This is a genomic window from Mucilaginibacter flavidus, assembly GCF_024055575.1.
GTDB lineage: Bacteria > Bacteroidota > Bacteroidia > Sphingobacteriales > Sphingobacteriaceae > Mucilaginibacter > Mucilaginibacter flavidus.
Genome location: NZ_JAMXOE010000037.1, coordinates 17,011 through 36,191, shown reverse-complemented (window position 1 = coordinate 36,191; position 19,181 = coordinate 17,011). Strand labels below are relative to the sequence as shown.

The following is a 19,181-nucleotide window of genomic DNA, read 5'->3' as shown; positions in this document are numbered from 1 at the left end:
TCATCTTCATAACGGTAAAATATGGGTTGAAAGCGAAAGCGGAAAAGGGTCAGTTTTCTATTTCAGTATTCCGGGTTTAATTACGTGACCTACAAATAAACTAAGTAAGGACTTCGATGATTTTATTTTTAAGCAGTTTGATATTGATGACCCGATAAAAAAAGCTAAAAAGCAGTTATATAGTTAATTATGGTTCTAATTTAATCTTCATTTTCTATTTTATTTCCTAAAGCCTTAGCGATTCCTTCGTTACAAGCCTTTAAATAATCTTAGATTTTGCTAAGATATTTCCATATTATTACGTTGCAAATTATACGAAGTTTCAGGTTAATGTACAGTATCGCACTTAAAGGTTTGAGATTTATGTTTATTTAATGAATGAAAAATTAACTAAAACAATTCTGCGTGTAGACTTAGGGATAGTAGCAAGAACGCTAAGGTATTCCTTTACAATAACCTATCAGTATATTGCCTGAAGTATTAAATTATTGGAACTCTTTTAAATTCCGTTATTTTTTTTCATTAAGCGTTGCTAAAAGTAATTTGGCTGCCTCTTCTGATGAAGCAGGGTTTTGTCCTGTGATTAAAAGACCATCTTTTTTTACATATACACTCCAGTCAGGCCCTTTGGTGTAAATACCACCCAATTTCCCTAATTCGTCTTCCAGCAAAAAAGGAACTATATCAGTTAATTTAACCGCTTCTTCCTCCGTATTAGAAAAACCTGTTATAGCCTTTCCTTTAACCAAAGGTTCGCCGTTAGGCGTTTTGACTTTTATCAAAGCTCCAGGCGCATGGCATACAAAAGCCACTGGTTTGTTATGCTTATAAAAATTTTCAATTAAAGCAATTGATATTTCATCGTTTGCCAAATCCCATAACGGGCCGTGTCCTCCGGGATAAAATACCGCATCATAATCAACCTGCCCAACATTATCCAATTTTATGGTATGGGCCAGTTTATCTTTTAAAGCCTGATCATTATTAAACCGTAGCGTAGCCGGTGTTTCTGCACCAGGAGTCTCACTTTTCGGATCAATAGGCGGCTGGCCACCTTTTGGAGATGCGATGGTTAATTCTACGCCAGCATCGGCCATCACATAATAAGGCGCGGCGAATTCTTCTATCCAAAAACCGGTTTTTTCACCTGTATTTTCCAATTCACTATGGGATGTTAATACGATCAATACTTTCATAATTAATTTATATTAAATTTTAACGATCATTTTACCTTCGTTCTTCCCTTCAAACAGATCAAGAAATGCTTGCGGAATATGATTAAATCCTTCCACAATGGTTTCGGCATAGGTGAGTTTACCCTCTTTTAACCAGCTCGCCAATTGTTTTATGGCTCCGGGAAATTTATCGGAAAAATCAGAAACGATAAATCCACGCATTAAGGAACTTTTAACCAAAAGCACTGGTTGAATACGGGGTCCGATTGGTGGCTTTGTTTCATTGTAAAGAGATATTGCGCCACAAAGTGGTATCCGGGCATATTTATTTATGTTCGCTAAAACAGCATCAGATATCTCACCCCCAACGTTATCAAAATAAACATCAACACCGGCAGGGCAAGCATTTCCAATTGCTTCTTTCAAATTTCCCGCAGTTTTATAATTAATAGCCTGGTCAAAATGAAACTTTGATTTTAAAAGGTCAACTTTTTCATCTGCTCCCGTTATTCCAACTACCCTGCAACCGAGTATTTTACCGATCTGGCCCACTACGCTCCCTACAGCTCCAGCGGCTCCTGATACCACAATAGTTTCACCTTCTTTAGGATCTCCAATCTCTGTCAGGCCACAATAAGCAGTGAGCCCCGTCATGCCTAAAATGCCCAGGTATTTACTTAAATTCTCAGCGCTATCATTTATTTTGCTCAATCCGCTACCTACAGATATCTGGTATTCCTTCCATTCCAAATTTCCGGAAACGAAATCACCGATTTTAAAATCTGTACGATTTGACCCGATAACTTCTGCTACAATGCCTGATTGTACTGGTTTATTTAATTGAAAGGGCGGAACATATGATTTAGAATCGTTCATTCTTCCGCGCAAATAAGGATCTACGGAAACATATAATGTTTTCAATAACAGTTCACCATTAGCCGCTACCGGAACCTCTTCAATGGCAAATTTGAAATCACTTAAAACGGGTTTTCCAACGGGCCTTTTATATAACAGAATTACTTTATTCATTATTTAAATTTTTAATACAAAGAATTACACATTCCTGGACACGAATCTTTAAAAATTCTAATTATCGAATAGTAGTGATGGATTTTTTAAACTATTATCGTCTATACATTTACCTATAGCTATTAAAAACCGAATTTCAAGTTGATCTTCAATACGTTGCATCCATTCATTTCCACATTTATAAAGCACCGCTTCTTTGCCATCATGAAATTCAATCCGCCAAATTTTCCAGGTTTTAAAAGTGGCAGACGTAATGTGTACGATTTTTATTGCTTCGTCTTCAAATAGGATTTCATAACTCATTTTATTACACTTAAATCATGATACAAAGAATGAATTGCTTGCTTTTTTATAAACTTATCTTTTAGGTAATTCTTTATTTTTCGCGTAAGCATCTATTTTATTAAAAGTGATAGTTGCTGTCTGGCTATTTTTAGAGACACTATCATTGATTACGCAATCGGCAATAAATATTTGCGATGTCATTCGCCACGATACGCTTTTATCTATCGTTTGCGTCTGTATAGTAAAATAAATACAAGTAAGAGAACAATGCTAATTGGAATAATCCACATCCCCCAACCCATTCCCCAACCCGAAGAATTATCGTGCATCATGTTTAATTAGTTAAATTTGCCTTCAGATACCAATTATATTATCAGAATCCCAATCAAGTGTTTTTTGAATTTACGATTGCTTTCATGTCGTCTCTCAATACACTACTCTGTTGTTTTACCGTCAAACTTTTCTTTAATAGTTTCTGCTTCCTTTTTAGTTTGTCGTTTTATCCCATCTTTATGGTTTGGTGGGGAATAAATTGTATAAAGCTTTAACGCTTCTGTATCTGACGTATTTATAACGTTATGTTTTGCGCCCGCAGGTACAATAACAGCATCCCCGTTTTTAACCCCATATTCATTACCATCTATAATGCAGTTACCCTGTCCACTTTCAAAACGGAAAAACTGATCATTTTTTTCGTGGGTTTCCATGCCTATTTCCTCTTTAGGCCGAAGGCTCATTAAGACAATCTGGCTATACTTTGCAGTATATAGAACTTTACGAAAATTGTTGTTTTCCAAAGTTTCCTTTTCAATGTTGGCAGTAAATCCTTTCATGATAATTTATTATCTATTTATATACTTGCAGTTGTAAATTATGTACTAATTCAACGGTAAACTACTGATCATTAATCCAATATATTACAGTATTTCCAGCGTATGTGGTAATTTTTCTTTTGGTTAATAATAACTCAGAATTGACTTGTCGTTCCTATCCGAGAAGTAAAAGGCTGAATAAGTAATTTGATCTATTACTCGTAATAAGTAACAAAAGTTTTTGGCTTAAGTTTTATTAACAGAAAATAGGTTTTCGTATCACCTAATTGAAAAATGGTATCCTCAACCGGCTTATAGAAAGTCAAACAAATGGATACAAATAATAAAAAGATTATTTCATTAACGTGGTTAGTATGTTTTTGTTAATGATGATGGTAGCCCCCTGAGCATTATAACGATTTAGATTTGAATACTTGAGGATCTTGTGAATTTTTTAAAGCAAAATAATATGTTAGACCAGGGAGCAGCATAAATTGTAAAACTGGGACAAGGCCGACATTTAATAAAGGAATCAAAGGCATGGATTGTTGATATGACCATTGCTTCAATGATATGTGTATGAATTCTGACAGCAAAGCACCTGAACCGCCTGTTAACACTAATAAAAATAGCTTGTCATAACCTGGTTTTTTGAACCAGAACAGATTTTTATAAATCTGCACAAAGCTGAAATAAAGCAAAACCGTCATGATCGCATCGGCTATCGCTGCTAATAAACAAAAGAGCAGATGGTCGTTTTTATTGTTGTAGATTCGATACAAAGGAGATTGTAACACTTCCCATAGGGTATTTAGCAACCAGGAAATGGTATAAAGACGAAATATCAGGCGAAATGCAACTGGTCTAATATCTATTCTTTTTTGCAAATTATAGATCAGGAAACCGGTAATTATTAAAGCCAATAATGGAGTAAAAATAATTCCCATTTTAGAAGTGACTAACTTGTAAATTTCAGATAATCAAAATAGATACTTTTGAATAGCAGGCATTAAGTATATAACTCAACACAGCTATTAAGTTTCATACAGACACATTTAAGGCTGGTTTTCTAACATACCTATTACCCTTTCGGTATTGATTACCTATTAGGGAAAATAGAAGAGTAGTTAGTTCCTTAATATTTGCCATTATATGCTGATATAAAATTTACTGCCCTGCCCCTCAATACTTTTAAAATAGATCGTTCCCTGATGCTGTTCGATACACTGTTTAGAAAAACACAGGCCCAAACCTGTTGAGGCTTCCCCTTCGGTGCCAGGTCGTTGAGCTTTTGTAAATTTATTGAAAATCTCCGGTTGTAAATGTGAGGGTATACCAACACCGGCATCAACAACTTTTAAGATTAACTTTTCATTTTGGATCTTACTTGATATTTTGATGATACTATCGGGGTAAGAAAATTTGACAGCGTTTGCAATCACATTTTGTACCGCTCTTTTAAAATGGCTGCGGTCAATATTCCTGATTACCGTTTCGGTCGATAGGTCGGTTACTATATTTATATTTTTAAGCAGACTTAAACCCTTTTGCTCATGGACACATTGATAGTAAAAATAATTCATTTCCGTTTGTACCATGCTTAAAGGTTTACTTTCGTAAACTTCCACCAGCAGCAGATCTTCGAGTATGTCTATCGCATGTTTACACGATAAGCTACATAAACTTAAAATATCCATATTTTCTTGAGCATCCGGCGAGTCATGCAACAACATGATCAAACCCTGTATATTAAAAAGTGGATTTCTAAGGTCATGGACGGCCCTTTGGTAGCTTAACTTGGTTTCTCCAATAGTATTTACGAGTTTTTTAGTAAGTGAGATGAGGGAAATTACTCCGACAAAAAACCCATCCTCGTAAACCGGCAGAGAGGCGGTTTTAGTTTTGCGCATGATTTCAAAAACCGCAAATATAGATTGATCGGCGGTTACATGTGGCTTTTGTGATTGAGCCTGTTCAGGCTTTTTAGTTCGGGTAATCAATTCCTTAATACTCATTAATACTCCTTATTCTATGATTCGGGTGGTACTAAAAAGAAATGGCGCAGACAAAACTTATCTGCCATAGAGGTACTGGTATACCTGAAAACAAAATAAGCAAGCCCGCACCATTTGGCATGAGCGTCATACTTATCCCTCGTTTTCATTTCAAATTACCAGTTTTCTATGACGAGTTATGCGTAACGCAATATCTTAATTAATAAATTTCATTTTTTCTATCCCTAGGACAGTAATAATACTGCACAAAAATATATAAATAGTTTGATTTAATTTATATTTAACTAAATAGGTACATGTTAGCCCTCACCTGCCAAATCTTAATAGCTCTTAGTGTTTTAAAAGCACCCCCTGTTTTCACCAAAGATCATCAAATAATAGGAAAACAGGGGGTGTTCTTCCGGGCGGGCGTAGCCCGCCGCCGGGCAATTTTTAAAATAAGGGCGATTGCTCGCCCTTTGATGGTATTTAATTATATATCAGCGCCTCGCCTCCGTGCTTTACAAATTCATTACAAAGGTTAAAAGTAGTTTGCGCCCGTTGTTTGGCTGTTCCATGCATGATGGATTTAAACTTCGCTTCATCACTTTTAAAATTGCGTACATTTTGAAAATAGCCCGTTACGGCGTTATAAGCACCAAATACTGTTCCAGCGGTAGTTTCTAATTGCTGGGCGTGGCTTGCCAAAGCATATTCATACACGTTATCTACGATGTTGGTATAATGGGTAGATAATAAGTCTAGTTTACCTTCGGCTAAGTTGGTCAGCACTTCTTTATTAGGTGCCATTGCGATCTGAATTAATTTTTTCACTTCGGTATCGGTGATACGCGCCTTTGCCCATTGATTAAATAAGCCCTCCATTTCACCCGCTAAAACATGGCTGATACCCATCAGCGTATGCGCCTGTTTTAACCGCTCCCCTGCGGATACGGTATGGCGTATTTTTATGGCGTTGCTATTGCTTTGCATGGCAGCGTTTAGCGTATTGTTGCAAACTATGCGTATCGGGGTAAAAGCTGCGGTAATGCTCCCTAAACCATCGTGAGACGTGGTTAAAAACAGGTATTGCTCGATCATATCTTTTCTGCCTACCTTAATATAATCGGGCAACTTAGCGGTTATAAATACCCGTTCGCCATTGCCTAATGCCCCGGCAGTTTCGTATAAAATGCCCTCGCCACCGCCTATGATAGCATCAAAAAAAGAAAAAGCATCCCGGTTTTGTACCACTTCATAATCATTGCCTACTACACCCAAAACCTGTTCCGTGTCGGCCCTAACGGTCGCAAAGAAATTAGGTACATTTATTTCAGGGATAATTATCTCAGCACTGCCGAGATAATTAGGGGTATCGTAGGTAAAAAGCGGTCGTTTTTCAACGATATAATCCAGTCCGGCGTGCCTGATCGCTTCGCTACTGGTCGGGTAACGGTCTATGACCTGCCCGAGGTTGTGCCAGGCTTTTTCTTTTACGCTCATAAAGCTGTCTTTGCCTGTTTTCTGATTAAAATTTATTTGATGTGCCATGATAATTTTAATTTAAAGGGTTTTAGTTTTTAATTGCATGATCTCTGTTTTCAAAACCTTAACTTTTTTGGTACTGCTTACCGTTAATTGCGTTTTAGTTTGCAATTCCTGTATCGCATCATGTATGTTTTTATGCGTGGTTTTGATGGTTATTTTCAGTAGCAAAAAGATCGTATCTTCCATTACCTTAATTTTGATAGGTGTTTATAAAATCGTTTAACTCGAATTGAAACCTTACTGGGTTTTCCTGTGCTAATTGCTCTGCGTAACCTTCCCAAAATATTTGGTTGGTTAACTCTATAAATTGCTCGTACATCGGATTAACTTTTAAGGTGAAATTTAAAAATGCCCCCGGCTTGCTACCGGGGGCATTGGGTTGGTTAGGAATTTGGAAAAACAATATTGGCTTCGATTTCAGCCAGTTTGTCGCTACAAGCATCAAAAATGTATTGAGATACCAAACGGATCAAACCCGGTGTGGTGGTAATAAATTCCCGGTTCTTATCATCTTTGATAATGAGTTTGCAACCCTGATACGGGTTATCTTCCAACTCGTCATTTTCCTGCGCTAACGCCACCTCGAAGGCTGTTAACTGGTTGATACGGGCAATCAGGTTTACCCGTTGGATGCTCCTGCGGTGCAGATCATCCACTACCTTTAAGGTACTTTCTAAGTTCAAAGCAAATTTTACGGGTTTTACTTCCGCTTTTGGTTCTTCCGCTTTTACCTGTTCGGCTATGGGCGCTTCGTCTATCCCTTGTCCCGTAGTATAAGGCGCAACGTGAGCGGGTTGGTTATCCACTGTAGCGGGGCTATCGCTCTTAATTTCGGCGTTGTGGGTTGCCTCAACTTTCGGCGTTTGGGCAGGTGTTTGATCTGTAGCTTTTGCATCTTCTTTGGCTTCCTTTTGGGTTAAGCTTGGGCGGTTTGTGAATTTGTTGGTTGCTTCGTTGTTTTTTGCGGTTGCACCTTGTACACCTGTTGCATTTTTTTCTGCTGTTTTCATTTTTACTGCTTTTAAAGGGTTAAAAAATTTGTTTTTTGTTTCCCTCTTTTCCCGAAGACTTTCCCAAAAAGCTATTTTTCAAAAGAAAAAACGGAAAAAAAGAAAGCAATTAAAAGGTGCCCGCAGCAGGCAAAAGGAAACGGAATAAGTCCCGCAGGTTGAATTGGCGAGGGACGAGCTAATTCATTATGCCGTAGTCTTTTGCGGATGTTTAGGAAATCTTAAATTAATGCGGGCAAAACCTTAGCTGCCTTTTTCTCCGTTTCGATTGGAAAATAGCTGCTTAAAGTGTCTGATCTTTTTAGCAATGAATTAAGTGCAGAGCGAAGGCAAGCGCAGCTTTTCCCGGCGTAATGCAATGAAGCGGGTAAACAAGTGAAGTCCTGAATGATGCTCTTAATTGCATCTTCCGGCAGGTTACCGAAGCGGATGCTTTTGCAGCGTAGAAAAAATGCAGGAGCAGGATATTTAAGCAGACAATTTTTTAAAATCCCCTGTCAAGGATAGGAGGGGCATCCTTTCAGGGAGAGATATAGCGTATAGCCTGGCCGCAGGGACAGCATAAAAATAAAGCAGAAGAAACTTATTAAATTACAATATAAAAATGTAGCTAGCTGGATTAAAGTACCTTGCAAAGTAAGATTCCGAGCTGATCGTCAAACCATTTTTGGTTTCATTACAATGCATATTATTTGTTATATGCATCCGCCTGAATTGCGAGCGGTGTCAATATTTGTGTAATAAGTAGTTTACTGCTGTGCCTATAATCGCTGCCGCTGCAAAACTCATTAATGTACCTACCAAAATGTATTCGGTCTTTTTCTGTGCCCGCTCTTCCGCGTCGCCAAAACGTAAAATCGATTTTGCTGCCATTAAAAACCCTAATGCTGTGTATTGATTGGTAAGGATAAAAGTTAATATCAAAACCCGTTCACAACGGCCAATCCACATACCGGCTTTATCTAATCCTCCGGTATTCATAGCTGCATCCTCTTGCCACCTACCAGTAGCACTGCCGATGGCAATGCCCAACGGTACTGTTACTACGTAATAGCCTATAATTAATATCCAAAAATGCACGGAGTTAAAATATTTAACAGTCCAGGTAAACACGGTATCGGTATCAAAATAAAATATTACCCAAACGCTTACAATTACGAGCAGGTGTAACATTTGGTCAACTATAAAGTAGTTAAATGTATGGGGATGGTGGCTTTTCCAGATGTCTATCGCCAAATGGCTAACCATGATCATCAACGGTAAGTACCAATGGCTCCAGTCCCATAAAAATATATAAGTCAATAGTGTTACTACCATTATATGGTAGTACATCTCCGGTGCTTTTTCTTTTTTATTGTTTTTCGCTTTAACCCATTTTGTTGGCTGTAATAGAAAGTCACCGAGCAAATGGGCAAATACTAAACGTAATATCAGTGTTAGTTCCATTATAAGAAATATTGCTTTTCTAATTCTTTAGTAATATAATTAATTCCCTTTTCTACTTCTTTCCATCTTGCCGCACGTAAACTGGATGCGATAGCAGGTTGGGTCATCTTTAATTTTTTTGCTATTTTATGCTGGGTATTATCATCTTTTTCCAATAGTTCGAATATTGTTTCTGCCTGGCTGGGCGTCCAAGTTTTCATGATCGAATTGATAAATATCAATATCATTTCATAAACTTCATTTCTTTGTTCATCAAAAGTAGTTAACCGGATGATTTCGTCTTTATTAAGGATATCGAAGTTCCTGCCCGACAGATGAAATGCTTCTCCGTCTGAATCCAACACATTCTTACCTTCATACGCTATTTCTCCAATGCCGATTGATAACCGGGTGCCTAAATGGACACGACTATCTTTTTTGGTGCCATTTTCTCCCAAGCTAAGACGATCTGAATTAAGCTTGAACCAGCATATCAACCGGATACACTTTTTTAATACTTGTGTAACATCCTCCATTAGCAACTGGTAACTATCCCCACGGAATACTTGCGCGTCTTTAGGGTGTTTAACCATTTTCCTCATGAGCATTTCTGTTTCTACAACTAATTTGCCGCGTCTGTCACCTGGAAGTTTGGTAAAGTTCTTAATATCTCCTGTTACTACAGCATATATTTTCATATCACTTGTATTTTGTTGCGCTAAGTTATAAGTAATTTTGTTTATATCATAAAAATATAAGTTATTTCATTTATAATTTAAAATTATAAGTATATAAGCTTATATTAATTCTCCTCCAATACAAAAGTTCTTTAACTAAAAGTGGCAAGCCTGTGGGGTGTAAAAGCAGTAATTAAACGTAAAAAAAGTAGTAAGGAGTAACCATAAAATAAGGCCAAGCATTCCGCGAGGCCTTATTTATATCAATAATCATTTAGAATAACGCTGTAGCAATCTAAATTAAACTTTCAGTTTCGCTTTACGCGACTGCTTTTTTTTTAGCGGCTCGTCCGTTGGCTGTTCCCGTTGTTTTAAACTTTTAGTGGCCTTCTGTTCCGGTTGCAATATTTCTTCCCTTTTGATTTTTTTCATTTGATGGTCGTAGAGATCCACTGTTTTATATTGCGGATTGGCGGCTATAAAATATTTTTGTTCGGAGCCACCCCGGTCAACGGTAACCTGCTGGGCATTCCCTTTTTTAAGGGAGCGCATCAACTCCTCTTTACTTTTAGGGTCGTCCAGTTCTTGCTGATTGCTGAAAGAGGCAATCTCCTCCTTTTTCAAAGTCCTCGATTGGATTTGTCAAACATCCATACTCAAATTGATTCGCTGCAATATGGCGATAGCCTTGATCTCCTCTTCATTCGCTGCCGATGGTCAAATATCCAGTCAGCCGCACAGACCTTCCAGTTCCGAATTGGCGAACCGGTTCCCGTTTTCCATTGCAATAATTCCTTCTCCGCTAAGAACACATCTGCACAATCCGCCAAACCTTTTTGGTCAAAATAGATGTGTACCACAAACCTGTCTGGAGGAACATTGACACCATACCCAGCAAGGTTTGACCCCTTGTTTTTAGGGTTATCTTGGGGTGCTTTTGGTGGTTGCTGAATGATCCGTTTTGCCTTCCTCTTCATGCCAATTTCAATTGATCAAGTAATGTCCCAGAGTGCATCAGGTTTTCGATCTCTTCAAGGTTATAGTACGTTACACCACCCAATTTTTTGAAAGGAATAACGCCCTTATCCCGCAGGATTTGCAACTTGCTTTCTGACAGCCGGAGCATCTTTTTTATTTCAAAAGCTTTGAGCCATTGGTGGCCCGGATGCCCGGATTGTTCTTTTAGCAATTTCTTTATGTCGCCAATAAGCTGCTGTTTAAAATCAATCAAGTCCTGAACAGTTATCAACTGATCCCTGTGAACTTTTGGAAAGTCGTTCTGAGTTTCATTGTAATTTGCCATAGCTTTAATTTTTCTATGGCAAATGTGTAGAAGGGAGAACTAATTTATTCACACCTCATGTATGAGGCAGGTGTTTTTATTGAGGTTGAACTTAAGAACGTCTTACCTTGGAGGGTGCCTGAATGTCTATGGAAATTATTCCATGGCTGAAGAAGTTTATGCAATACTGTAGGACGAAAAACATAGCATTTTATTCCCGAAAAAAGGTTAAATATTAAGCAAGATCCAGGTAATTAGTTTTTTTAGGGAATGCATTACTAAGCAACTATTAATCATCCATGATCTTATCACACATAGCCAAAATGCGGCGCTTTTGATCGATCAGGTTTTTATACAGTTCGACCTGCAATTCAAAATACCGCAAGGGGTATGATTTATATTGTTTAATCAGATGCTCATATTCCGGCTCGTAACCTTCCAGTTGTTCTTCAGCAGTTTCAACGAGGCGCACTGCTTCCATTATCTTTGCGATCGGATCAATGATCAACGCATGGAACACTTTTGTATCGTAATGTTCCGGGTTAGCCGCTTCCTCTTCTTTCCAGGTTTCCAGGAAACCTGATTGAACCATCGCCGCGGATATCGATGTATCTAACTCGGGATGCAGAATCATATAAGCAGATAGCTGCTTCAGTGTTTGTTCGTCACCACCCGTAATGCCCCGCGCGTTTTCGAGGAAGCTTCCCAGCCGGTTCTCGTCTCTTTCCGCTATAGGATTTTTTTCCTCGCCCATGACGATCTCTTCCGGATGGGCCAAACGTAAAGGACCATCCACACGCATCAGCAAAGGAGAATCCAGTATTTGTTGCGGTGTGCAATAATTCGGGTCATCGACTAACTGGACCCCGGCCGCAGCATATGCCTGCGCCACAAAGCGGGTGCAAAATTGCAAATTCGGCGAAACGGGGGCTTTGCCCTGGTGCGTCAACGCGCGAAAAGCCTCACGCGTTGAGTAATCCATGCCAACCATGGCGCCCGCAGCGTTCAAGGCTTTTTCGACCGTATACCACTCGGGCATTTGTTTGAGCCTTAATACCGCCACATCCTGCTCCTGCTTTATCGGCTTTCTCTGGGTATTCATGGCGCGTACCAGCGTGCCGTCGGATTCAAGATAGCTTGAGATTGCACGATAAAGCATGGCGTGGTGAAAATCGCTATTAGAGCGTTTCATAATCTCACGGCTCTCATTGGTATCTTCCCGAATCAAAATAATATCTCCTTTTTCAAGGACGGTTTCGTCTAGTACATATATCATATCCTAAATATCAGTGGTTTCCAGCTAACTAAGAACTTTAACTATTAAGCCCTCTGCTAATAATTTCCTTAACCACCCCGAACATCATCGCAGAAAAATCTTCCTTGAATTCTTTATTATCCGAATAAAGCTTGTAAAGGTCAAAATTGGTCGTGATATGCTTCAGTAGCTCCTGGCCAACCACTTTATCACTGGTTATGCGCGCATTCTGCTCGTCAGAAAACTTAAGCGAATCCATTAACTCCTCATTCTTAGCCACATCAGCCGCGATGTTTTCCGCCATCTGCCGCACTTTATCCGCATCCTCAAAATGAGTACCATAGCGGTCATTAAATGTTCGTAAGATATTGGACAAGCGATCGATTTCCTCCTCTGCCCCGCCACCCGCCACATCACTAGTGATCGGCTTCAACTCATCGCCTTGCGTTAACGTGATCGAACTCGCCGATTCTAACTGCAAACGATAACTGTCCATATCAATATTATCCAATATCCCCTGAGCCAGATCAGCCGGTGCGTCTCCTCCCAACTTATTCTGTAAGTGATTCAAGAAAATATACAGGCGTTCCATATAAGGACTTTCAAACGGCAGGATCTGTGAAAGGAAAATATATAGCCGAACATAAGACTTGACCTTAGTCCTAAAATCCAATTGCTGTTCTTCCGGCAAATTGTTTCGAAAAACAGCCGCTGCACTATTCAAAATGCCGTGCAACTGATCAACTGGAACGCTTGCTAATATTTTATCAGAGAATTCTTCCACTTGATCGTGGTTGTACACATGAAACTGATCCAGCGCGTCCTGCAGATCAAATAGTTTATTAGGGTCCGTTGCCTCACCCAGAATCGTACTTTCAAAATAAGGAGCAAAGGATTTTTCGATCTCTTCAACCGAATTGGCAAAATCCAGCACGAAGGTGTCTTTCTTTTGGGGATGGCTTCGGTTAAGGCGAGAAAGGGTCTGTACCGCGTTGACACCACCCAGTTTTTTGTCCACATACATGGTATGTAATAATGGTTGATCAAATCCCGTCTGAAATTTATTAGCTACGATCAGGAACCGGTATTGACTTTTTTCAAATTCACTTGGTATAGCAGCACTCGAAAACCCATTAAGCGCAGCTTCGGTTTGTCCGTCGACCTCACCAGAAAAGGCCACTATCGCCTGGTAGGGATTGTTGGTCGACCGCATATATCCGTCGAAGGCTTTTTTATACTTAGCCGCATTAGCCCGGGTACCGGTAACGAGCATAGCCTTAGCGAAGCCGCCGATCTTACGCTGGCGGATCACGCTGTCCATAAAATGGTCGACAATCAGCGCGGTCTTCTTTTTGATCGCATGCTCATGGCTCTCGACATAAGCTTTTAATTTTTGCTGGGCACGCTTTCGGTCATACTCCGGATCGTCCTCGATCTTTTTTAGCAAGGCATAATAGCTTTGATAGGTGGTATAGCTTTGCAGCACATCCATGATAAAACCTTCTTCGATTGCCTGCTTCATGGAATAAAGATGAAAGGCCCGGTATTTTGTCTTCTCGCCGTCTGCATACGGCACACCAAACAATTCCAGGGTTTTATTTTTTGGCGTGGCCGTAAAAGCAAAATAACTGGCGTTCGGCAACAATTTACGCGAACGGATCAAATCTGTAATTAGATCTTCACCAGTAATGGTGTCATGGTCGTCCGTTTCAAACTCATCATCATCCGCTGCGGGTTTGGCGATAGCCTGATTTAATTTGCGTGCCATTTGACCGCTCAAACTGCTATGGGCTTCATCAATGATAATAGCAAAATTATTCCCGGGTAGCTCGCCAACTTCTTCCACAATATGCGGGAATTTTTGAATGGTCGTAATGATGATCTTTTTACCTTCCTCCAAAGCCTCCCTCAACTGCTTGCTACCTTCCGTTATGGCTTCGACGACCCCGTTGACCTGTTGAAACTGCTTAATATTGTTACGGATCTGCACATCTAATACGCGTCGGTCCGTCACAACGATCACCGTATCAAAAAGATGCTGGTCCCCGCCAATGTTGTGCAGCCCGACCAATTGATGGGCCAGCCAGGCTATGGAATTGGATTTCCCTGAACCAGCCGAATGCTGGATCAGGTATTTTTGCCCGGCACCATGAAGGCGGGCGTTTTGCAAGAGTTCCTTTACTGCCGCCAGCTGATGATAGCGCGGAAAAATAAGCTTGGTTTCCTTTCGCGTCCTGACCTTACCCTTATCATCTTTATACTCTTTTTCTTCGGTCACCAACTGACAAAAATTTTGTACAATATCGGTCAGGCTTGCTTTGGTCAATACCTCTTTCCAAAGATAATCGGTCTTGATACCGCCGTTCGGCGGGTTGCCCGCTCCATTTTCATAGCCTTTGTTGAAGGGTAAAAAATAAGACCGTTCTTTTTTCAGATGCGTGCACATCCAGGCTTCTTCGCTATCTACGGCGAAATTGACAATCAATTTTCCTAATTGGAAAAGGGCCTCGTTGGGGTCGCGGTCTTCTTTGTATTGCTTGATCGCATGCTGAATATTTTGTTTGGTGAGTTCATTTTTTAATTCGAACGAGATGACCGGGATACCATTAATGAACAGTACCATGTCCAGCGATTTACGATTGCTGGTGGAATAAAACACCTGTCGCATGACCGAGAACACGTTCGCTTGGTATAAAGATTGCGCGGCCGCGTTATGAATGGACACCGGTTGATCATATACCAATTGTATCTTTGTGTCGGTGAAGCCATCAGTTATGCCTTTACGCAGCACTTCGATGATACCCTTAGCCTGCACTTGGTCGTTTAATCGTTTAAGGATTTTCTGCTCATATAGTTCCTTGTGATAAGCTTTGAGCTTTACTACAGCTTTAGGTTGGGTCGCTGCTAAAAAATCAAATAGCATTTCACGGTCTATACAAAATGTCGCATCATATTGTGTATTGGCCCGTAAAATAAAACCGTTATGATCTATCAGGTATTGGCTGATATGCGCCTCCAGGCCTTTTTCGCTCGTATCGGTGCTCATTAGCGTATGCGTTGTCTTAAATGCTCCATTTGATCCGTGATCTCGCTTAATGTTAACACGTCTACTGACCGGTTCAATTCTTCGTAGATCTGGGGATGGGCCCAAAATCTGGACTTGCTGGCTAACATATCACCCAATGAACGATCCACGCGCATTACCGCAGTGGAGGCATCGTTCCACAAGTCAGCTAACTGCATATTAGGCTGATAAGCGCCTTTGTTATTCACCAAGTAGTCATAAATATAATTGAATGCCTTTCTGATGGCACCGAGCGCGTCGATAGCCTGATCGTTCTTATCAGACAATCTTGACCTTACGTCTTTGACGATATTCCATAACATCCCAATTTCAGCAGTTGCCATTAGCTATCATTTTCTTGTGTTTCGAATTCGGTTTCTTCTTCTATATCAAATCCTGCAATATCATCCCCTATAGTTATATCTTCGGATGTTTCAGGGATCACATAAGACCTGACGTCAATTTTACCTGTAACCGCCTCGGTTATCAAGACTGTGCGATATTCCTGAGCCAGCGCAATCTCTTTTTCAATTTGCCCGATGGTTTTGTATATCACCGCCGTTTCCCGACTGATATATTCTATGATTTGTTGCTGCTCTTCTTTAGGTGGTAAGGGTATTTTTGCATTTTTTAGGTCATATACCCCCAAAGCTACACGGGTAACCCCGTTAGCACGCACTTCAAATTGTGCGTTAATTATTTTGGATTGCAACAACCTGAACAAGAATTCTCCAAGTATGTCGTCATAAGGGCGCAAGACAGAAAGATGGTATCCGCAGATGATATTATCAAGATCCTCTTTTATGAACGCGGGGACAGCAATGTCGTTTGCCGTTTCAGAATCCTTCGTTATCACGACATCGCCTTTCTTAAGCAAAAAACGTTCGATCTGTTCGTCGGTTGCAGATGCTTCCATAAAGGGCATATCATTTACTATATAATCATGCTTATAGACATCTGTATAATTACATAGCATTACTGATGCCTCGCCTTCTTTTGTTTTCTTGTCAACATTACTTGGAAAACACTCAGCAACAAACTTAAGCTTGCGTACATTCCAATGTGCCGGTATCGTTTCGAGCCAAGGGATACCGCTACTTTTCAAAGAAATATCATTAACGATGCCATTGGTAACCGCACGGTTAATGATCATCTTCTTTTGTTCATTTAACAAAGTAATCAAGTGCTTTTTTTTGGAGACAAAACGATTGATTTGTCCAATTTTATAGTCTAAGAATAGCGCAATTTGAGCTTGCTCTTCATAGCTTGGGTACGGTAACTTAATATCGCCAAAGCGGCTAAAGTAAAGTCTAAGCCGCATATCCATTATTCCTCTGGAGTGCCTTTTAAATTCCTTGCCTGAAATTGGCAGTCTGAACAAATAGTTATAATATTGAGCGTTAACCTCCGATTTAGCCCTTAAGATATCGTAGGCTGGACTCGTTACACCTTGATACACAGAGATACCAACGGCACCCATCCAAGCAAGCAGCTTATTTACGATGATATCTCCTGGCTGAACTAACCAGTAATTATCGGTTGTGGAAGCCTTATTTCCCCTTGCTTCTAGTTCTTTTCTTGGCCGTACACCAATCGCTGTGTAAACTGATAACAACATCTCATTATTCCCTACTGGCGCGGGTTCTGTAATTAAGCTAAATAGATTTTTGGTCTTTATTAGTTTCCAATTTCCGGGCAGTAAGCCTAACCATTCCTCGCCAGAATATTGATATTGTTCGTAAGGTCGAGAGTTGATCATTTTACGATTATATCATTAAGTAAATTGTCGGTTGCCTCTTCAATTTCCAGGATGTCCTTACTAATATCCTTTAGGTCTCTTAGCACCGAAAATTCATAAAAATATTTATTAAAGGGCAATTCGTAACCGATCTTCGCATTTTCTTTGTCATACCACGAATTTGGAGCGTAGGGCAAGACTTCCCTTTTAAAGTATGTATCAATGTTTTCTTTCATTGGCACGTTCTCAACGTCTTTTAAAGCTGGATCAGATTTGGGGTTGCCCTTGCTATCTTTAATTATTTTTCCAGTTTCATCGGACTTTGGACGATGGATAGTTACCTGATAGCTGCCAAATTCTGAGTTGTCAAATATTTTCGAATATTTATTTTCCTTAAAATCAAAATATAAATCCTGGATCTTTTTAATGTGATCAGCGCTTAATTCTACTTTTTTTGCTCCCAAGTTTTTATTACGTCGATAAAAAAAATCGGAAGATGCTGCGTTGATTAACTGTACTTTACCCTTCCTGTTTTGCTGCTTTACGTTACTAATAATCCATACGTACGTTGTAATTCCAGTATTATAAAATATATCATTCGGAAGCTGAATAACACATTCCAAAAAATCGTTTTCTATAATGTATTGTCTGACCGCACTTTCGCTACTGCCGGAATCACCGGTAAACAACGCAGAGCCATTATGTACAGATGCAATCCTACTTCCGCCGTCTTTTACATCTTTCATCTTACTGAGCATGTGTAATAAGAACATGAGCTGTCCGTCGTTGCTACGGGATGTAACACAAATATTTTCCAGTTTACCTCTAAAATTCTTAATTGGCAGATTGAACCGCTTGTCAATAATGCTTATCTTCTTATCTGTGCCTACATTCAGGTTATCCATATCCTGTTTCCAACTCGTACCATAAGGTGGATTTGTAAGCATGAAATTAAATTTCAAGTCCGGGTCAAAGCCATATTCGCTGAGCGTAGAACCGAATTTGATCTTGTCTGGATCTTCTCCTTTTAACAACATATCCGATTTGCAGGTTGCGTACATCTCGCCCGTATTCTCTTGCCCATATAAATGGAACGCCGCTTTTGATTTGATCTCACCATCGGGATCGGTCGCGAAGATTTTGGATTGCGTTAGCATAGCCCCCGAACCAGCGCATGGATCATAAACCAAATAAGTACCCTGTTGAATCTTTTCCTTGACCGGCAGATAGACTAAATGGGTCATTAACTCTATAATTTCGCGCGGAGTAAAATGTCGACCGGCCGCCGCATTGGTTTTTTCATTAAAGCGGCGGATCAAGTCCTCAAACATATAGCCCATCGCCATGGGCGATATTTTTTCAGGGCTGAGTTCTACTTTTGGATTACAAAATTTTTCGATCAGGGAGAATGTTATCCCTGTGTCCTGAAATGTTTCCAGTTGATTTCTGAATTTGAATTTGCTAATGATATCTTGCACATTCTCAGAATAACCATTTAGATAATCGAGCAAATTAGTATCGATGTTTTTGGGATCGGCCAGCAGCTTTTTCATCGTAAAAGTTGATGTATTGTAAAAAGCCAAGCCAGAACCATGTTGCTCACTGGTCAAAAGCCCTGAAAGATTGTCGATCTTGTCCTTAAAATCCGCATAAGTCTTAAGTACTTTGTCCTTACTTGACTCTAAAGCCAAATCCAAACGCCGTAAAACGGTCATCGGCAAGATCACATCCTGGTACTGGTTTTCAAGATATTTATTAATCAGGACATCATCTGCCACCGTCCAGATGAAATTAATAATAGGTTGTAGGCTCTGCGTATTTAAACTCATTCGGGAAAACTTCAATTAAAATATTGAACAAAATACAGCTATAATTTTGATATTATTG

The 19,181-nt window shown here is 39.7% G+C and carries 19 protein-coding genes; all 19 read right to left on the bottom strand.

Annotation, left to right across the window (positions count from 1 at the left end; all coding sequences use genetic code 11):
* Positions 1-509: 509 nt before the first annotated feature.
* Positions 510-1,196 carry a type 1 glutamine amidotransferase domain-containing protein gene (locus NAF19_RS28945; protein WP_252793869.1) on the bottom strand — a complete coding sequence of 229 codons (687 nt, stop codon included), beginning with the start codon at positions 1,194-1,196 and terminating at the stop codon, positions 510-512.
* A gap of 12 nt (positions 1,197-1,208) precedes the next feature.
* Complete coding sequence (locus NAF19_RS28940) at positions 1,209-2,204, bottom strand: NADP-dependent oxidoreductase (protein ID WP_252793868.1); 996 nt, start codon at positions 2,202-2,204, stop codon at positions 1,209-1,211.
* A gap of 57 nt (positions 2,205-2,261) precedes the next feature.
* A complete protein-coding gene (locus tag NAF19_RS28935) occupies positions 2,262-2,507 on the bottom strand; it encodes a hypothetical protein (protein ID WP_252793867.1) in 246 nt (81 codons plus the stop codon).
* Positions 2,508-2,923: 416 nt separating this feature from the next.
* Positions 2,924-3,322: a cupin domain-containing protein gene (locus NAF19_RS28930; protein WP_252793866.1), complete on the bottom strand. Its 399-nt coding sequence runs from the start codon at positions 3,320-3,322 to the stop codon at positions 2,924-2,926.
* A 389-nt stretch (positions 3,323-3,711) separates the two neighbouring features.
* The gene (locus tag NAF19_RS28925; protein WP_252793865.1) at positions 3,712-4,248 is read right to left on the bottom strand and encodes a hypothetical protein; all 537 of its coding nucleotides are present in this window, start codon (positions 4,246-4,248) and stop codon (positions 3,712-3,714) included.
* A gap of 201 nt (positions 4,249-4,449) precedes the next feature.
* Positions 4,450-5,316: an ATP-binding protein gene (locus NAF19_RS28920; RefSeq protein ID WP_252793864.1), complete on the bottom strand. Its 867-nt coding sequence runs from the start codon at positions 5,314-5,316 to the stop codon at positions 4,450-4,452.
* A 468-nt stretch (positions 5,317-5,784) separates the two neighbouring features.
* On the bottom strand, positions 5,785-6,846 hold the full coding sequence (locus tag NAF19_RS28915; protein WP_252793863.1) for a DUF932 domain-containing protein: 1,062 nt from the start codon (positions 6,844-6,846) through the stop codon (positions 5,785-5,787).
* A 12-nt stretch (positions 6,847-6,858) separates the two neighbouring features.
* Positions 6,859-7,029 carry a hypothetical protein gene (locus tag NAF19_RS28910; protein WP_252758441.1) on the bottom strand — a complete coding sequence of 57 codons (171 nt, stop codon included), beginning with the start codon at positions 7,027-7,029 and terminating at the stop codon, positions 6,859-6,861.
* Between the two features lie 197 nt (positions 7,030-7,226).
* On the bottom strand, positions 7,227-7,853 hold the full coding sequence (locus tag NAF19_RS28905) for a hypothetical protein (RefSeq protein ID WP_252793862.1): 627 nt from the start codon (positions 7,851-7,853) through the stop codon (positions 7,227-7,229).
* A gap of 726 nt (positions 7,854-8,579) precedes the next feature.
* Entirely contained in the window at positions 8,580-9,299 is a 720-nt protein-coding gene (locus tag NAF19_RS28900) for a DUF3307 domain-containing protein (RefSeq protein WP_252793861.1), read from the bottom strand.
* Positions 9,299-9,976, bottom strand: coding sequence for a hypothetical protein (locus tag NAF19_RS28895; protein WP_252793860.1), 678 nt, complete (start codon positions 9,974-9,976; stop codon positions 9,299-9,301). Before NAF19_RS28895 ends, NAF19_RS28900 begins: the two co-directional genes overlap by 1 nt.
* 279 nt (positions 9,977-10,255) lie before the next feature.
* Positions 10,256-10,579, bottom strand: coding sequence for a hypothetical protein (locus tag NAF19_RS28890; protein WP_252793859.1), 324 nt, complete (start codon positions 10,577-10,579; stop codon positions 10,256-10,258).
* Positions 10,580-10,611: 32 nt separating this feature from the next.
* Positions 10,612-10,932 carry a hypothetical protein gene (locus tag NAF19_RS28885; RefSeq protein ID WP_252793858.1) on the bottom strand — a complete coding sequence of 107 codons (321 nt, stop codon included), beginning with the start codon at positions 10,930-10,932 and terminating at the stop codon, positions 10,612-10,614.
* A complete protein-coding gene (locus tag NAF19_RS28880; protein ID WP_252793857.1) occupies positions 10,929-11,258 on the bottom strand; it encodes a helix-turn-helix domain-containing protein in 330 nt (109 codons plus the stop codon). Before NAF19_RS28880 ends, NAF19_RS28885 begins: the two co-directional genes overlap by 4 nt.
* Positions 11,259-11,526: 268 nt before the next feature.
* The gene (locus NAF19_RS28875) at positions 11,527-12,513 is read right to left on the bottom strand and encodes a YiiX/YebB-like N1pC/P60 family cysteine hydrolase (RefSeq protein ID WP_252793856.1); all 987 of its coding nucleotides are present in this window, start codon (positions 12,511-12,513) and stop codon (positions 11,527-11,529) included.
* A 37-nt stretch (positions 12,514-12,550) separates the two neighbouring features.
* Complete coding sequence (locus tag NAF19_RS28870) at positions 12,551-15,538, bottom strand: type I restriction endonuclease subunit R (protein WP_252793855.1); 2,988 nt, start codon at positions 15,536-15,538, stop codon at positions 12,551-12,553.
* A complete protein-coding gene (locus NAF19_RS28865) occupies positions 15,538-15,900 on the bottom strand; it encodes a hypothetical protein (protein ID WP_252793854.1) in 363 nt (120 codons plus the stop codon). The genes NAF19_RS28870 and NAF19_RS28865 overlap by 1 nt, the downstream gene beginning before the upstream one ends.
* A complete protein-coding gene (locus tag NAF19_RS28860; RefSeq protein ID WP_252793853.1) occupies positions 15,900-17,315 on the bottom strand; it encodes a restriction endonuclease subunit S in 1,416 nt (471 codons plus the stop codon). The genes NAF19_RS28865 and NAF19_RS28860 overlap by 1 nt, the downstream gene beginning before the upstream one ends.
* Positions 17,312-19,123 carry a type I restriction-modification system subunit M gene (locus NAF19_RS28855; protein ID WP_252793852.1) on the bottom strand — a complete coding sequence of 604 codons (1,812 nt, stop codon included), beginning with the start codon at positions 19,121-19,123 and terminating at the stop codon, positions 17,312-17,314. The genes NAF19_RS28860 and NAF19_RS28855 overlap by 4 nt, the downstream gene beginning before the upstream one ends.
* Positions 19,124-19,181: the final 58 nt, after the last annotated feature.

Excerpts from the sequence above, each read along its gene's own strand:
- NAF19_RS28880 (WP_252793857.1), bottom strand. The coding sequence starts at position 11,258 with ATGGCAAATTACAATGAAACTCAGAACGACTTTCCAAAAGTTCACAGG.
- NAF19_RS28935 (WP_252793867.1), bottom strand. The coding sequence starts at position 2,507 with ATGAGTTATGAAATCCTATTTGAAGACGAAGCAATAAAAATCGTACAC.
- NAF19_RS28885 (WP_252793858.1), bottom strand. The coding sequence starts at position 10,932 with ATGAAGAGGAAGGCAAAACGGATCATTCAGCAACCACCAAAAGCACCC.
- NAF19_RS28940 (WP_252793868.1), bottom strand. The coding sequence starts at position 2,204 with ATGAATAAAGTAATTCTGTTATATAAAAGGCCCGTTGGAAAACCCGTT.
- NAF19_RS28870 (WP_252793855.1), bottom strand. The coding sequence starts at position 15,538 with ATGAGCACCGATACGAGCGAAAAAGGCCTGGAGGCGCATATCAGCCAA.
- NAF19_RS28855 (WP_252793852.1), bottom strand. The coding sequence starts at position 19,123 with ATGAGTTTAAATACGCAGAGCCTACAACCTATTATTAATTTCATCTGG.
- NAF19_RS28945 (WP_252793869.1), bottom strand. The coding sequence starts at position 1,196 with ATGAAAGTATTGATCGTATTAACATCCCATAGTGAATTGGAAAATACA.
- NAF19_RS28905 (WP_252793862.1), bottom strand. The coding sequence starts at position 7,853 with ATGAAAACAGCAGAAAAAAATGCAACAGGTGTACAAGGTGCAACCGCA.
- NAF19_RS28895 (WP_252793860.1), bottom strand. The coding sequence starts at position 9,976 with ATGAAAATATATGCTGTAGTAACAGGAGATATTAAGAACTTTACCAAA.
- NAF19_RS28900 (WP_252793861.1), bottom strand. The coding sequence starts at position 9,299 with ATGGAACTAACACTGATATTACGTTTAGTATTTGCCCATTTGCTCGGT.
- NAF19_RS28910 (WP_252758441.1), bottom strand. The coding sequence starts at position 7,029 with ATGGAAGATACGATCTTTTTGCTACTGAAAATAACCATCAAAACCACG.
- NAF19_RS28865 (WP_252793854.1), bottom strand. The coding sequence starts at position 15,900 with ATGGCAACTGCTGAAATTGGGATGTTATGGAATATCGTCAAAGACGTA.
- NAF19_RS28915 (WP_252793863.1), bottom strand. The coding sequence starts at position 6,846 with ATGGCACATCAAATAAATTTTAATCAGAAAACAGGCAAAGACAGCTTT.
- NAF19_RS28925 (WP_252793865.1), bottom strand. The coding sequence starts at position 4,248 with ATGGGAATTATTTTTACTCCATTATTGGCTTTAATAATTACCGGTTTC.
- NAF19_RS28875 (WP_252793856.1), bottom strand. The coding sequence starts at position 12,513 with ATGATATATGTACTAGACGAAACCGTCCTTGAAAAAGGAGATATTATT.
- NAF19_RS28930 (WP_252793866.1), bottom strand. The coding sequence starts at position 3,322 with ATGAAAGGATTTACTGCCAACATTGAAAAGGAAACTTTGGAAAACAAC.
- NAF19_RS28920 (WP_252793864.1), bottom strand. The coding sequence starts at position 5,316 with ATGAGTATTAAGGAATTGATTACCCGAACTAAAAAGCCTGAACAGGCT.
- NAF19_RS28860 (WP_252793853.1), bottom strand. The coding sequence starts at position 17,315 with ATGATCAACTCTCGACCTTACGAACAATATCAATATTCTGGCGAGGAA.